Annotated in this window: 13 protein-coding genes; 12 read left to right on the top strand and 1 reads right to left on the bottom strand. The window is 29.9% G+C overall.

The genetic code is table 11. The features are described from left to right. Genes nuoD through EL235_RS07135 form a run of 12 tightly spaced genes read left to right on the top strand, consistent with a single transcriptional unit; the run spans window position 1 to window position 14,105 of the window. On the top strand, window positions 1-1,227 hold the full coding sequence (gene nuoD / locus EL235_RS07190) for an NADH dehydrogenase (quinone) subunit D (RefSeq protein ID WP_126341136.1): 1,227 nt from the start codon (window positions 1-3) through the stop codon (window positions 1,225-1,227). Next, the gene (locus EL235_RS07185; RefSeq protein WP_039642382.1) at window positions 1,224-1,451 is read left to right on the top strand and encodes an NADH-ubiquinone oxidoreductase subunit E family protein; all 228 of its coding nucleotides are present in this window, start codon (window positions 1,224-1,226) and stop codon (window positions 1,449-1,451) included. The genes nuoD and EL235_RS07185 overlap by 4 nt, the downstream gene beginning before the upstream one ends. After that, the gene (locus EL235_RS07180) at window positions 1,448-2,164 is read left to right on the top strand and encodes a hypothetical protein (RefSeq protein WP_126341135.1); all 717 of its coding nucleotides are present in this window, start codon (window positions 1,448-1,450) and stop codon (window positions 2,162-2,164) included. Before EL235_RS07185 ends, EL235_RS07180 begins: the two co-directional genes overlap by 4 nt. After that, window positions 2,161-4,614, top strand: coding sequence for an NADH-quinone oxidoreductase subunit G (locus tag EL235_RS07175; protein WP_126341134.1), 2,454 nt, complete (start codon window positions 2,161-2,163; stop codon window positions 4,612-4,614). Before EL235_RS07180 ends, EL235_RS07175 begins: the two co-directional genes overlap by 4 nt. Beyond that, window positions 4,611-5,609 carry an NADH-quinone oxidoreductase subunit NuoH gene (nuoH, locus tag EL235_RS07170; RefSeq protein WP_039619340.1) on the top strand — a complete coding sequence of 333 codons (999 nt, stop codon included), beginning with the start codon at window positions 4,611-4,613 and terminating at the stop codon, window positions 5,607-5,609. Before EL235_RS07175 ends, nuoH begins: the two co-directional genes overlap by 4 nt. 8 nt (window positions 5,610-5,617) lie before the next feature. Further along, entirely contained in the window at window positions 5,618-6,250 is a 633-nt protein-coding gene (nuoI, locus tag EL235_RS07165) for an NADH-quinone oxidoreductase subunit NuoI (protein ID WP_039627143.1), read from the top strand. Continuing rightward, a complete protein-coding gene (locus tag EL235_RS07160; RefSeq protein ID WP_039627142.1) occupies window positions 6,243-6,749 on the top strand; it encodes an NADH-quinone oxidoreductase subunit J in 507 nt (168 codons plus the stop codon). The genes nuoI and EL235_RS07160 overlap by 8 nt, the downstream gene beginning before the upstream one ends. After that, entirely contained in the window at window positions 6,749-7,045 is a 297-nt protein-coding gene (gene nuoK, locus EL235_RS07155) for an NADH-quinone oxidoreductase subunit NuoK (RefSeq protein WP_039627552.1), read from the top strand. The genes EL235_RS07160 and nuoK overlap by 1 nt, the downstream gene beginning before the upstream one ends. A 1-nt stretch (window position 7,046) precedes the next feature. After that, window positions 7,047-8,849, top strand: coding sequence for an NADH-quinone oxidoreductase subunit L (gene nuoL, locus EL235_RS07150; protein ID WP_126341133.1), 1,803 nt, complete (start codon window positions 7,047-7,049; stop codon window positions 8,847-8,849). Window position 8,850: 1 nt separating this feature from the next. Beyond that, window positions 8,851-10,320: a complex I subunit 4 family protein gene (locus EL235_RS07145; RefSeq protein WP_126341132.1), complete on the top strand. Its 1,470-nt coding sequence runs from the start codon at window positions 8,851-8,853 to the stop codon at window positions 10,318-10,320. Further along, window positions 10,320-11,717, top strand: a complete 1,398-nt coding sequence (locus EL235_RS07140; protein ID WP_126341131.1) for an NADH-quinone oxidoreductase subunit N — start codon at window positions 10,320-10,322, stop codon at window positions 11,715-11,717. Before EL235_RS07145 ends, EL235_RS07140 begins: the two co-directional genes overlap by 1 nt. 24 nt (window positions 11,718-11,741) lie before the next feature. Further along, the gene (locus tag EL235_RS07135; RefSeq protein WP_126341130.1) at window positions 11,742-14,105 is read left to right on the top strand and encodes a tetratricopeptide repeat protein; all 2,364 of its coding nucleotides are present in this window, start codon (window positions 11,742-11,744) and stop codon (window positions 14,103-14,105) included. On the opposite strand, the gene miaA is transcribed toward EL235_RS07135, so the two are convergent. Next, entirely contained in the window at window positions 14,096-14,971 is an 876-nt protein-coding gene (miaA, locus tag EL235_RS07130; protein ID WP_126341129.1) for a tRNA (adenosine(37)-N6)-dimethylallyltransferase MiaA, read from the bottom strand. The two genes, EL235_RS07135 and miaA, sit on opposite strands and share 10 nt — an antisense overlap. Between the last annotated feature and the right edge of the window lie 63 nt (window positions 14,972-15,034).

The raw sequence follows: 15,034 nt of genomic DNA, 5'->3' as shown, positions 1-15,034 counted from the left end.
ATGCAAATTTCTACTAAATTAAAACCTTATTATGAAAATATAAGCTTTGAGCGTGAAGATGGTACTATGATAGTAAATCTTGGTCCCCAACATCCAAGTGCTCATGGAAATTTACGCCTTATTTTAGAACTTGATGGAGAAGAAATCACCAAGGCTGCTCCTTGTATAGGTTATATGCATCGTGGTATGGAAAAAATGGCTGAAAATATGATCTATCAAGAGTTTATCCCAACTACTGATAGAATGGATTATATCGCAGCTAGTGCAAATAATTATGCCTATGTAGCTGCTGTAGAAAAACTTTGTGGTTTGGAAATTCCACGCAGAGCAAGTGTGATAAGGATGATTTTGCTTGAGTTAAACCGCATTGCTTCGCATTTGTTATGGCTTGCTACACATGCTCTTGATATTGGTGCGATGACAGTATTTTTATACTGTTTTAGAGAGCGTGAATATGTGCTTGATCTAATAGAAAAATATTGTGGGGCAAGACTTACACATTCATCTATGAGAATAGGCGGGGTAATGCTTGATTTACCTGAAGGTTTTTTAGATGAACTTTTAGCATTTTGCAATAAATTTCCAAATGATATAAAAGATTATGAAGCCTTGCTTGATGATAATAGAATTTGGCGCGCAAGAACTGAAAATGTAGGAGTGGTAAGCAAAGAACAAGCGCTAAGTTGGGGTTGTAGCGGGGTTATGCTAAGAGGAAGCGGGATTGCTTATGATGTTAGAAAAGAAGAGCCTTATTTGCTTTATGATGAGGTAGATTTTGGCGTGCCTGTGGCTAAAATGGGTGATTCTTATGCAAGATATAAAGTTTATATGCAAGAATTTAGAGAAAGTTTGAAAATTTTAATTCAATGTGCTAAGCTTTATCAAGATACTCCACCTGAAATTTTATGCAATCATCCTGAGTATGTAAGCGCTTCAAAAGAGCAAATCATGACGCAAAATTATTCACTTATGCAACATTTTGTCCTAGTAACCCAAGGCTTAAAGCCACCAAAAGGAGAAGCGTATGTGCCAACTGAAAGTCCAAAAGGCGAACTTGGGTTTTTTATTCACTCAGATGGTAGCGGTAGGCCATATAGATTAAGAGCTAGAACCCCAAGTTTTTTTCATTGTGCATTTTTAGAAGAAATGCTTGTAGGGTCATATTTGGCTGATGCGGTGGCGATTTTAGGAAGTATTAATATAGTTTTAGGTGAGATAGACCGATGAGACGCGTGGATTTAAGAAAAAGTCAAGATTTGTTTAAGGATTTAGAGCAAATCATTCAAAATGCCTATATGGGTGAAGTTTTAGTGGTTTTGTTCGAAATAGGAGATTTTTCTAATGTAGAAAAAAGTTTTGCTTTCATAAAAGAGCAAAATTGTGAACTTTTAAATTCTTTAAAATTTAATCAAGTAGATTGGACTATAGTTTTTAAAAAGGTAGGACAATGAAATTAGCAAAATATCAAGAAGGCTTAAATGCTTTGTGTTTTGTGGATTTACTTTCTTTAAAAAATCCTTCACTTTGTGCTAAGCTTAACAAAAGTAAAAATTACAATATTTCCTGCATAGAAGATAAAATTTTAAAAGCAAGCTTTTATAAATGTGAGATTGCAAGTGTGCCTTTCGTGCTTGCATTACTTTGTAAGATGAGTTTAGAGGCTGAATTTAACGAGCTTGATGAGGGTTATTTAAGTGCTGAATCTTGCTTTGGCGAAGAAGAGGCTTTAGAGATTTTGGAGTTTTTAAAAGAAGCAAAGTGTATTATTTTTGATGAAAATTTATACCAACATAAAGACTTTGAAAATATTAAGTATTTTTTAGAAAAACTTTGTCATAAATTTAATCTTTTGCTAATTTGCTCTAATGAAAATGAAGAAAATTTGTCAATACAAAATTCTTTTAGTGAACTTTTAGAACTTGATAATTTTGATGGAACTATCATCATGCAAGCACCTTTAGAGGATAAAAATTTGCATTGTTCTTCATCTTTTGCTTTGATTGCTAAGGTTAAAGATGAGGATAAAATTAATTTAAAAATAAATACTCAAGAATTTACAACTATAGTAAAAATCAATCATGATTTAAAAGGCACGGTGGCTTTGTTTGATTATGAAAGCGCTGGTTTTGCTTTTTCAAAAGCTCAAGTTAAGGTTATAAAATGAAAGTTATCATTAATGGTATAGAATGTGAGGCAAATGAGGGTGAGTATATCTTAAATGTCGCAAGAAAAAATGATATTTTCATTCCTGCAATTTGTTATTTAAATGGTTGTTCTCCAACACTTGCATGTCGTATGTGTATGGTAGAGGCTGATGGTAAAAAGGTTTATTCTTGCAATACTAAAGTTAAAGAAGGTATGGTAGTAGAGAGTGATTTGCCAAATTTATGGGAAGAGCGCAACGCTATCATGCAAGCATATTGTATCAACCACCCTTTACAATGTGGGGTATGTGATAAATCTGGCGAATGTGAGCTTCAGAACTTTACACATAAAGCAAGAGTAAATGTGCAAAATTATTGGATTAAAGATACCCATAAAGAGCATAAAAAATGGGGCGAGATTAATTATGATCCAGCTTTATGTATAGTATGTGAAAGATGTATCACAGTTTGTAAAGATAAAATAGGAGAAAGCGCTTTAAAAACTACTCCAAGAGGAGCAAATGCACCCGATGCAAGTTTTAAAGAGAGTATGAGTAAAGACGCGCTAGCGATTTGGACTAAATTTCAAAAGAGTTTAATTGCACCAAGTAGCGGTGATATGCTTGATTGTTCTTTTTGTGGAGAATGTACAAGTGTATGTCCAACGGGAGCCTTGGTGGGTTCGGCTTTTCAATATACATCTAATGCTTGGGAGTTAAAGAAAATTCCAGCTAGTAATCCCCATTCAAGTGATTGTGAGTTGATGTATTATGATATTAAACAAACTAGTATTAATAATCAAAAAGAAAAAATTTATAGAGTGAGCAATGATTTTGCTTTTGCTACGCTAAATAAAGCTGCAAGATATGGTTTTAACACTCAAAATGAAGTTCAAGGTAAAGATGAAAAAGCTTTTGAAAAACTAGTAAATATGATAAAAAATGATGAAATAAAAAATATTTTATTTAATAGTTTTATTACCAATGAAGAAGCCTTAATCTTGCAAAATTTAAGTAAAAAATTTAACCTTAACCTTATAAATCATGAAGCTAAAAAATTCCAAGATTTCCTAGCTTGTTTTTATCAAAATACAAATGCAATGTATAATGCAAATACAGATGATATCACTCAAAGTGATTTTTTAATCATCGTAGGTTCGTTTTTACGCTATGATGCACCAACGCTAGGATATAAAGTTAATAATGCTTTAGTGATGAATAAAGGTGCAGGGCTATATTTTCACCCTATAAAAGATAAAGGTGTGGATAAATATTCTAAAAATTTCTTGCAGATTAATCATGATATTAAAGATAATGAAAATATTTTATTATTTATCTTGCAAAAATTCGCTAAAGAGTTTCCACAAGATTTTAAAAATACATTAGAAAATGCGTATTACCAAGGTACTAAAGAAATTGAAGAAACTATTAATGAAGAAGTTGTTGAAAAGATAGAAAAGCAAAATGAAAATGGTGACACTATTATAGAAGAAGTTAAAAAACTTGTGCCTAAAAAAATTAAAAAAAGCATAGAAGTGCAAAGATCAAATTATGCGAAAAATCTTGGTATAGATGAGGATATTTTAGAAGCTTTGCTCGCAAAAAAGCAAAAATTTACACTTATTATAGGAAGTGATTTTTACTATGATGAGCAAAGTGCAAAGCTAGCAAAACTTTGTGCTTTGGTACAAAAATATACCGATTTTAAAGTCTTTTTAAATCCAACTTGCACTAATACTTTAGGTGTGAGTTTGATTTGTGATTTAAGTCAAGATTTTCAAGCGGGAAAAACACTAGGTTATAATGAAAAAGGTGATTTTACTTTTTCTTATGATGGGCATTTTGATCTTGCAAGTTCTAGTTTAAATCAACAAGAAGGTAGCTTTGTAAATTATGACAAAAGATTAGTTCCTACAAATGCAGCTTTAGAATTTAAAGGTTATTTTTTAAATGATTTAGCAAATGCTTTAGGTTTTGATGAAGAATTTACAATCAACTATACTAAATTTTTACCACAAAATAAAGGCTTTAGGGCAATTGGTTTTGATGAGTTAGAAAATCATTATGATAATGGTGGAACAAACCATAGAGGCTATGAGCTTGATTTTTCTCATTTTGAGTTTGAAAAAAACTTAAGCGCTCAAGAAGTCAAAGAGCAAAATGAAGGAAATTTAACCTTATATCATGCAAATCGTATTCATCAGTTTTCAAAGCTTAGCAATAGAGCTTTTAATGAGGTTGGAGCTTTATTTTTATCAGTTGATTTAATGCAAAAATTTGACTTAAATCAAGATGATAGTGTTATTTTAAAAAATGAAAAAACTCAAATTGCTATAAGTGTAAAATGTGATGAATCTTTAGAAAATGGTGCGTATTTGGGGGATTATGATAGTAAGATCGATTATAAATCTTTATTTGATAATACTCGATATGCAAAAGTTTGGCTTGAAAAAGCAGGAGCTAAAATATGAGTGATATTACTTTTTTTATTATAGAAACAATTATCAAATGCGTGCTTGTTATAGCTATTTTTGCTACTTTAGCAGGCTTGGCAACTTATCTTGAAAGAAAGGCTTTGGCTTTATTTCATCGTCGTTTAGGACCTGATATGGTAGGTCCTTTTGGATTGCTTCAAGTAGTTGCTGATATGATTAAGCTTTTTACTAAAGAAGATATAGTGCCAACTTATGCTCAAAAAGTGGTGTTTTTAATCGCTCCATTAATCGCAGCAATTTGTGCTTTTGTGGCAATTGCAGCTATTCCTATTTTTCCTGAATTTACTTTATTTGGTAGAGTGATTCGCCCTATTATTGCTGATATTAATGTGGCCTTACTATTTGTCATAGGCATGGGCGGGGTTAGTTTTTATGCGATTTTTTTAGGAGGCTTGGCAAGTAATAATAAATGGTCATTGTTAGGTGGGGCAAGAGGACTTGTTTCTATCATTTCTTATGAGAGTGTTGCAGGGCTTTCTTTGGTATGTGTTGTAATGCTTGTTGGTTCTTTGTCTTTGGTAGATATTAATAATTATCAAAGTGAAGGCATACTTTCTTGGCTTATTTTTAAACAACCTTTAGCTTTTATTTTATTTGTAATAGCTATTTTTATAGAAACTAATAGAACTCCACTTTGTTTAAGCGAAAATGAAACTGAACTTGTTTCAGGTTATGGCACTGAATATAGTGGGCTTAGATGGGGTATGTTTTTTATCGGAGAATATACAGCTATGATCACCGGAGCGATTATGATATCGCTTTTGTTTTTAGGTGGATTTAATGATTTTTGGATTATACCAGGGGCTATCATGATGCTTTTGAAAGTGTCTTTTGTGTTCTTTTGGTATTTTTGGGCTAGAGGGGCTTTTCCGCAACTGCGTCCTGATCAAGTAATGAGAATGTGTTATTTGATTTTAATTCCTTTAGCGGTTTTAAATTTATTAATTAGTGCTTTAGTGCTTGTGATATAGGAAAAACAATGAAAAAAGGTTATTTTAAAGTAGATTTTGAGCGTAAAAATCCTCAAAATACTTATGAAAAATTCATACAAGTAGTCAAGCGTTCTTTGAATACAGAACTTTTTGTAGGTTTATTTGTTGTATTAAGAGAAATGTTTAAAAAGAACAATAGCGCAACGATTAAATATCCTATGGAAAAAGTTGCTTTGGATAATCGCTACCGTGCGGTACATCGCTTAATGCGTTTTATTGAAAGTGAAAATGAATGTTGTATTGGTTGTGGTTTGTGCGAAAAAATTTGTATTAGTAATTGCATAAGAATGGAAACAAGTTTGAGCGAAGATGGACGCAAAAAGGTTGAAAATTATAGTATTAATTTAGGACGTTGTATTTATTGTGGCTTTTGTGCTGATGTTTGTCCTGAACTTGCTATTGTGCATGGCAAAGAATATGAAAATGCAGCAGAGCAAAGATCGTATTTTGGTCAAAAGCAAGACTTTTTAACCCCTATTGATGAGCTTAAAAATCAAGTGGTATTTGAAGGAAGTGGTAGTTTAAGAAAAGATGCTGATAATTTAGTAAAGAAAACTCCAAATTATTATGAGATAGATTTGCAAAGACAGCAAGATGCCTCAAAGGAAGAAAATGTTTGAAACGATAGCTTTTTGTTTATTAAGTGTTTTGGTGTTGGGATTTTTTTTAATTAGTGTTTTAAGTACTAGCGTGCTTTATGCTATTAGTTCTTTGGCTGCAGCTATGGTTTTTTTAAGTGGATTTTATTTTTTACTTAATGCTGAATTTATTGGGGCAATTCAAATTATTGTTTATAGTGGGGCTATTTTAGGTCTTTATAGTTTTGCTATGATGTTTTTTGATGCTTCGATAAAAGTAAAAGAAAGTTTAAAAGGTAAAAGAATATTTATCTTTGCTGTGATTTTTAGCGCGATTTTACTAATTAGTATTATTATGGGTTATAACTTTAGTTTAAATGAAGCTAATGAGATTTATAGTCTTGACTCAACTCAGCAAATAGGTTTTGCCTTGTTTACAAAATACATGCTCGCGTTTGAATTTATGGCAATTTTGCTCTTAATAGCATTAATTTGCGCTATAGCACTTACTCAAAAAAATATAAAAAAGGATGAGCAATGATGTTAGAAAAATACTACATTGTGGCTATTTTGATGTTTATCATTGGTCTAATAGGCATTATAAAACGCCAAAATTTAATTATGCTTTTTATTTCAAGTGAAATTTTATTAAACGCTGCTAATTTGGCTTTGGTTACAGTTGGAGCTTCCCATAAAGACATAGAAGGACAAATTTTTGCTTTGTTTGTAATGGGAGTTGCAGCTTGTGAAGTAGCTGTTGGAATAGCGCTTTGTGTTTTGTGGTATAGAAAAACAGGAACACTAGAGCTTAGCTCTTTAGCTGAAAAAGGAGAATAAAATGCAAAATTTAGCTTTAATTGCGCTTTTTTCTCCTTTGGTTTCGGCTATTATTTTAGGTATTTTTGCTTTTAGTGCTAAGAAAATTATTTTAGGTTATTTGGCTTCTTTATTTATAGCTTTTTCAGCATTTGCTTCAATTGTTTTATTAAACAATGGAGTGCATTTTAATTTTGAACTTGGCACTTGGATCTCTTTAGTAGATGTTAGTTTTGGTTTTAAAATAGACTCTATTACTTTAATTATGATGAATGTAGTAAGTATAGTTGCTACTTTTGTGCATTTATATAGTATATTTTATATGGAGCATGATGAAGGGTTTAATCGCTATTTTAGTTATTTAGGGCTTTTTGTTTTTTCTATGATGTTTTTGATTATGAGTGATAATTTCTTAGGGCTTTTCATAGGTTGGGAAGGTGTTGGACTTTGCTCATGGCTTTTGATAGGTTTTTGGTATCATAATGAAAAATACACCTTTGCTGCTAATGAAGCATTTATTATGAATAGAATTGCAGATTTAGCTTTGCTTTTAGGAATTTTCTTAATTTATATAGAATTTAATTCTTTGAAATATGATGAATTTTTTGCACTTTTATCTTTAGGTTGCGCTAATAATGCTATTTTGATATTAATAGCAATTTTGCTTTTTATAGGTGCTATGGGTAAATCAGCACAATTTCCTTTCCACACTTGGCTTGCTGATGCTATGGCAGGACCTACACCGGTTTCAGCACTAATCCATGCTGCGACTATGGTTACTGCAGGGGTTTATTTGGTAATTCGCGCAGGAGAACTTTATTTACAAGTTCCTGAAGTAGGATATTTTATCGCTATACTTGGAGCTTTTGTGGCGCTTTTTGCTGCTTCTATGGCTATGGTAGCTAAAGATTTAAAAAGAATTATTGCTTATTCAACGCTTTCTCAGCTTGGTTATATGTTTGTAGCAGCAGGTCTTGGGGCTTATGCAATAGCTTTGTTTCATTTAGCAACTCATGCTTTTTTTAAATCTTTATTATTCTTAGGTGCGGGCAATGTTATGCATGCGATGAATGATAAACTTGATATTAGCAAGATGGGCGGGCTTTATAAAAGTATGCGTTTTAGCGCTATTTTAATGCTTATAGGCTCTTTGGCTTTGGCAGGAATTTATCCTTTTGCAGGATTTTTCTCTAAAGATTTAATTTTAGGATTTTCTTTTATAAGTCATCACCATGGAATTTTTTTAGCGCTTTTAATAGCAGCTTTTATGACAGCTTTTTATAGTTTTAGACTTTTAATGCTTGTATTTTTTACTCCAAAAAGACATGAAGAACATCCTCACGAAGCTAGTAAGATAGCTTTGCTTGCGATGAGTCCTTTGGCTTTACTTGCTATTATTGCAGGATTTTTTGAGCATAGCTTTATGGAGTTTGTAAGTAAAAATTTAGCTTTTATTGACGGACAAAATTCTTTAGTTATGGCACTTGCAAGTGTTGCTGCGGTGCTTGGAATGCTTTTGGCTATTATAGCTTATTGGAAAAATTGGTTTAAACCATCACTTTCTAAAACAAGCATTTATAGGCTTTTGTTTAATGAATATTATATACCAAGATTTTATCATCAATTTATTGTTAGTAAATATGCTTTATTTTGTGAATTTTTAAGAAAAAGTGATAAAGAAATTTTAGATACTTTGGTAGATAGTGTTGCATTTTTCCTTAGAAGCTTTGCTAGAGTGCTTAGTGTGGGCAAGGATTATTCTTTGGTTTTAAGAATTGCAGTGTTAGCTTTTGTATGTTTATTTTGTTTAGCGTTGGCGGTGTAGAATGCTTAGTTTATTAATGTTATTTCCATTTTTTGCAGCTTTTATAGCTTTGTTTTTACAAAAAGAAGATTTTAAAACTTTTGCTATTTTAATTAGCTTTTTGATTTTAGTTTTAAATGTTTTTTTATTGTTTAATTATCATGATGACATAGCGTATGAGTTTAGCTTAAATTCTTTGATAGTTAATTTTCATATAGGTGTAGATGCTATAGCACTTTATTTGATGTTGCTTTGTTCTATTATGATTTTTTTATCTTTTATATGTTTAGATATTCAAGATAAAAGTGTTATTGTAAGTATATTTTTACTGCAATTTTGTATTATAGGGCTTTTTGCTTCACTAGATGCTTTATTGTTTTATGTATTTTGGGAGTTTTCTCTTATACCACTTATTTATTTAATAGGCAGGTATTCGGATAATTATAGAGCAGGGATTAAATTTTTTATTTATGCATTTTGTGGTTCTATGCTCATGCTTTTAGCAATTATTTATGTAGGATTTTTGTATTATCAAAGTTTTGGGTATTGGAGTTTTGATTTACTTGCTTGGTATAAGAGCGAATTTTTTATACCTGAAAACGCACAAAATTTAATCTTTATAGGATTTTTTATCGCTTTTGCTATTAAAAGTCCATTGTTTCCTTTTCATACTTGGGCACCAAAGGTTTATGCAAAAAGCCCAACACTAGTGTCTGTAATGCTTGTGAGTTTTAAAATGGCTCCTTTTGGATTTTTAAGATTTATCTTGCCTTTAACACCTGATACTTTAAATCATTATTATTCTTTACTTGCTATTTTATGTATAGTTGGAATTTTATATGCAGCTTTAATTGCTTTTAAAACTAAAGACTTGAAAGAGTTAATTGCTTATAGCTCAATTTCGCATTTGGGTGTGGTGATTTTGGGTATTGTGACTTTTACTTATAATGGAGTTAGTGGTTCTGTATTTTACATGTTTGCACATGGTATAGTAACAGGCGGTTTGTTTTTAGCTGCTTATATGCTTTATAAAAGATATCATACTTTCGATTTAGACTTTTATAAAAATTTAGCCAAAACAGCTCCGTTATTTAGCTTTTTCTTTGCGGTGTTGTTATTTTCATCTATTTCACTACCTTTGACTATTTCTTTTGTAGGTGAGTTTTTAATTTTACAAGGCATAGCAAGTGTGAATTTGTGGTATGCATTATTAGCAGGCGGTGTGATCATTTTAGGGGCTATTTATATGCTAAATATTTATAGAAATATGTTTTTTACCACTAATGCAGAAAAAATAGAAAAGCTAGTTTTGAAAAAAGGTGAAATTTTTGTTTTAAGTGTGTTGAGCGCATTGGTAATTTATTTAGGGATAGCTCCAAGTGCTATGCTTGATGAAATTGCTTTGAATGTAAATAGTATTCTTGAAGTTATGCAAACAAGAAATATTGCAATAGAAAATCAAAAAATCATAGATAATATAAGAGGTTTTTAATGAGTGGCTTTAGTTTAGAAAAATTAAATTTTGTATTATTATTTCCTGTGTTGTCATTGCTTTTTTGGGCTATTGCCTTACTTTTACTGGGTGCTTTTAAAAAACTTTCTAGAAATTTTTATATAGGAGTAAGTGTTATAGCTTTGCTTAGTACTTTATATTTTTTATTGTTTTATAATGGCCTTGTTTTAGATAATTCTCAAGCTTTTTTTGGTTTATTTGTAAGTGATAATTATGCAATTTTTACTCAAATAGTTATTTTGGTTTTTTCAATGCTTTATTTATTAATGGATAAAGATGAGCAAAAGCCAGAGTTTTTTTCTTTGTTTTTATTTATGATTGCTTCTTTGATGCTAATGGTGTCAAGTACTAATTTGATTGTAATTTTCCTAGCCTTAGAAGGTTCTTCTTTAGCTCTTTATACATTAATAGCTTTAAGAGGAACTCATAATGCTATTAGCTCTAGTATAAAGTATTTTACTTTAGCTGCGGTGGGAGCTGGGTTTTTTGTCTTTGCATGTGCTTTTGTATATTTAAAAACTAAGTCTTTAGATTTAGATAATTTGTTACATTCTGAATATATTTCAGATCCTATTTTGCTTTGTGCTGGAGTAATGTTTTTAGTTATTGTTGGAGTAAAGCTTTCTATTGCACCTTTTCACTTTTGGTTAAAGGATGTATATTATGGAGTACATACAAATTTTATAGCATTTATATCAATTGTTCCAAAAATAGCTATGATAATAGTAGTTTTAAGAATTTTTTCTGCTTTGGGTGGTGGGGTAAAATTTGAATATATAGTAGCATTGCTAGCGATTTTTTCTATGCTTGCTGTAAGCATAGTAGCTTTAATTCAAAAAGATGTAAAAAAAATGCTTGCATATAGTTCTATTACCCATTCTTCTTTTATATTAGCAGTTATTGTTTCTAGTATGAGTGTAAGTTCTCAAGGAGATGGGACTTCTTATTTGCTTTCAATTTTTGCTTTGTTTGTGTATTGGATTTCTTTTGCTTTTGCAAATTATGGAATTTTTTTAATATTGAGTTTATTTCAAAAAAGTTCATTTGAGAGTTTTTCGGGCTTGTTTGATCAAAGACCGGTATTGTCTATAATGTTAGCTATATTTATTTTATGTATAGCAGGTATTCCGCCTTTTGGTATTTTTTGGGGTAAAATTTTAATTTTAGCTTCTATTTTAAACTCAGGCTATTATGTGCTTGTATTTGCTATAGCTTTAAGCTCTATGATTATGCTTTATGCTTATTTAAAAATTTTAATTTATGTTTTTTTCAAAAAAGCTCAAATCATAGAAAGTGCAAACTTAGATGTAAAACAAAAGATTATTTTATGCTTGTGTTTGATTGGAAGTGTTTCTTGCGTGTTTTTGCTTTTGTAAAATAATATTGCTATAATCACGCTTATGATAAGGGTTTTATTTTTATTTTTATTAAGTATAACTTATACATTTTCTTTTGAAATTATTGTTAATAAAGGGGAGGAAAGTAAGCGCCCTTTTACGCTTTTGCATTTAAAAGACGATAAAGATTTTACTTGCAAAAGTGTTTTTGAATTTGAAAAAACCCATTTTGAGTGCAATGTTTTGGGTGTTAGCAATATGCAGTTTCAAAATAAGGAATTTGATGATTTTACGATTTATTTTGAAAAGCACCAAACTTTTTTGACAATCAAAATCTATCCTAAAATTTTAGCTAAAATGTTTAATTATTCTCAAGATATTTTCAATGCTAAAGAAATTCAAAGTCAAAGTGGAGATATTTCTAAGCATTTTGTATTTATTTTTACAGAAGATCTAAGATATTATAAGCCAAGCGATGGTCTTGACTTTAATATTTATTTTGAAGATGGACTAATGCCTTATATTGGAGCGCTAGATTTAAATTCTAATCCTATGGAAACCTCTAAAAGCGCAGATTTTAATACCTATTTTAATATTAAACAAGAATATGAGGCTAAAAAATATGATCAAGTGTTAAGAGATGCTGTTAATGCTATTAAGCGTTATCAGGGTAGTGTATTTATGAATGAATTTGAGCTTTATAAACTAAGAGCACAAAATAAACTTTATACCTACGAGCTTGATAAAGATCAGCAAATTTTAGAACAAATGTTAGATGATACTAAAAAATGGGTGAGAACTTATATTAATGACAAAGATTATACAGAAGTGATGTATATTATGATGAGAGTTTATATGGGTCTATCACAAAGATCTAATGTCGAATATATTATAGATACTTTAAATACCGAACATAAAGGTGATAAATACACTATAATGGCTTTACTTGATTATGCAGATTATTTATATCATTTAGGTAAAAAAAATACTGCAAATAATATTTATCAAGAAGTATATTATTCTACTCCGAATGCAGATTTAGCCAGTAGGGCGGCCTTGTTTTTATCAAAAAATTATCTAGAGGCACAAAATATAAAAGAAGCTAAAGAGTTAGCAAATAAAATTTTAGAATCAAATCCTGAATTTTTCATGAGTGATTTGGAAAATTCTTTATCTTTAGCTAAAGCTTTTGCAAATAATAGGGTTTATGATTTAAGTTCTAAAATTTATGAGTATATTTTTACACATTTAACCAAGGTGGATAAAGAATATGAAAGAGTGTTAAAAGATCTTGCTTTGTCTTTATTAAATGCAAATGAGCATACTAAGGCTCAAAAATATTTAGATCTTTACGCAGAAGATTTTCCTTTGGGTGAATATGTAAGCTTGATTAAAGAAGCACAAGATAAAAACTTTTTATATTTAAAAGATGCCAATGCAAGCTTTTTGCATCAAAGATATGAAGAGATTATGAAAAAATATGCTGGTGAAATTTCTAGCAAAGCATTATTTGATAACATAAAATTGTATTTTCAAGAAAAAAACTATGAAAAGGTTGTAAGTTATCAAAAAGATATTGAAAAATACTCTAATAAAGAAGTTAAAAATATTTTAGAACAAGCTGCTATTTTGGTTTTGGAACAAAAATTAAAAAATGATGAATGTATAGTTGCTGTGAAAATATATGATGATTTTAAAGCTTATAATGTAGGTAATAAAATACAAAGCAAAAAACAAATGCTTGAATGCTTTAAGCGTACAACACGTATAGAAGAAGCTAAAAAATACATAGTGGAAAATGAAAATGATGATATTATTTTTTACAAGCTTCAAAGCGCTGATTTAGCTCTTAAAGATAAACGCTATAACTTTGTTATAAAAACAATTAATGATATTTTAAATACAAGAACGATTATTAGTGATAATGAAAAATTTGAAGCAAATTACATTAAATTTTTTGCCGAGCTTAGATTGCAAGATTATAATGCTATGATAAGAACTTTACAAAAACTAGAACAATTTCCTATGAATTATCGTATGGTGGAATTATATTATGAGTTTTTGCGTTATTGTGAAAAAAATAATTTTTTAACAAGCATTTTAACTTATGCTCCAAAAGCGATTGGTTATCAAAATTTAAAGGGAGTAAATCTTTTTAGTCCTGATTTAGAATTTATCTATATCAAGGCTTTAAAACAAAGCAATCAAGCCCAACAAGCTTTAACTTTGTTTAAAGATTTACTTGCTAATCCTTTAAAAGATGATGAGCGCGCAAGAGCTTTTTATATGCAAAGTAATATTTATGAAGATTTAAAAGATGTGCAAAATCAAAAGCAAAGTTTGCAAAATTGTATAGATATTAATGCAACAAGCAATTGGCAAAATTTATGTAAAGATAAATTAAATGTCTTAAACACTCAGCCTTGATATTTTTTTAAAATATAAGCTTTTAAATTCTCATAAGCGTTTTGAAAATCTAAAATTTCTTTATTGAATTTTTTATTAAAAGTTCTTTGTCTTTTGGCAAGTTGTCTTGTGTGGATGATGATGAGCTCTTCAAGCTCATTTAAATTTATTTTTTTGTCTAAAAAATCTTTGCATTCTTTTAAACCTATGGAATTTAGTGCCTTTAAATGATGGTCATAATTATCAAATAGCATTTTAGCTTCATCTATTAATCCCTCATTTAGCATATTTTGTGTGCGTTTAATGATGCGTTTTTCTAAAAGTTCTTTTTGCCAAGAAATTTCAAAAATATCAAGTTTTTTAATCAAAGCTTCTTGTTTGGTTTCTTTTAAAACCTCACTTGGAATTTTATTAGTTTGTTCATAAATTCCAAGCCATTTTTTCAAACGATAAGTATCGTTTTTTTCTATTTTTGCTTGTGGATCAATTTTTATCATTAAATGATAAATTTCATCATTGTTTAGCGTGCTTTGACTCTCTTTAAAATTTTCACTCAAACCATCCATTAAAGCTTTTAAATAAAAACTAGTTCCGCCTGTGATGATAAGCATTTGATTGTTTTTTTGAGCAAAGGCTTTTGCTTTTTTGTATTCTTCAAAAAACAAAGCGATGTTAAAATGCTCATTGACATTTAATAAATTTATACCAAAATAGTCAAGCTCATCTAGGGTTTTTTGCTCTGTTTTGGCTGAAGCAATGTTGATTTGTTTATACACGCAAAGACTATCAAGGCTTAAAATACTTGCATTAAATTCATAAGCTAGTTTATTAGCAAGTTCTGTTTTGCCACTTGCAGTAGTTCCAATGAGTGCAAATTCAAAAAACATCGTAAAAATATCCTAAATTTAAAATTATTTTAGTAAAATCATAACAAAAATATATTATAAAGA

This window comes from Campylobacter lari (genome assembly GCF_900638335.1).
In the GTDB taxonomy this organism is placed as follows: domain Bacteria; phylum Campylobacterota; class Campylobacteria; order Campylobacterales; family Campylobacteraceae; genus Campylobacter_D; species Campylobacter_D lari_E.
The sequence above is the reverse complement of the archived record's forward strand: the minus strand, read 5'-3'. Positions and strand labels throughout refer to the sequence as shown.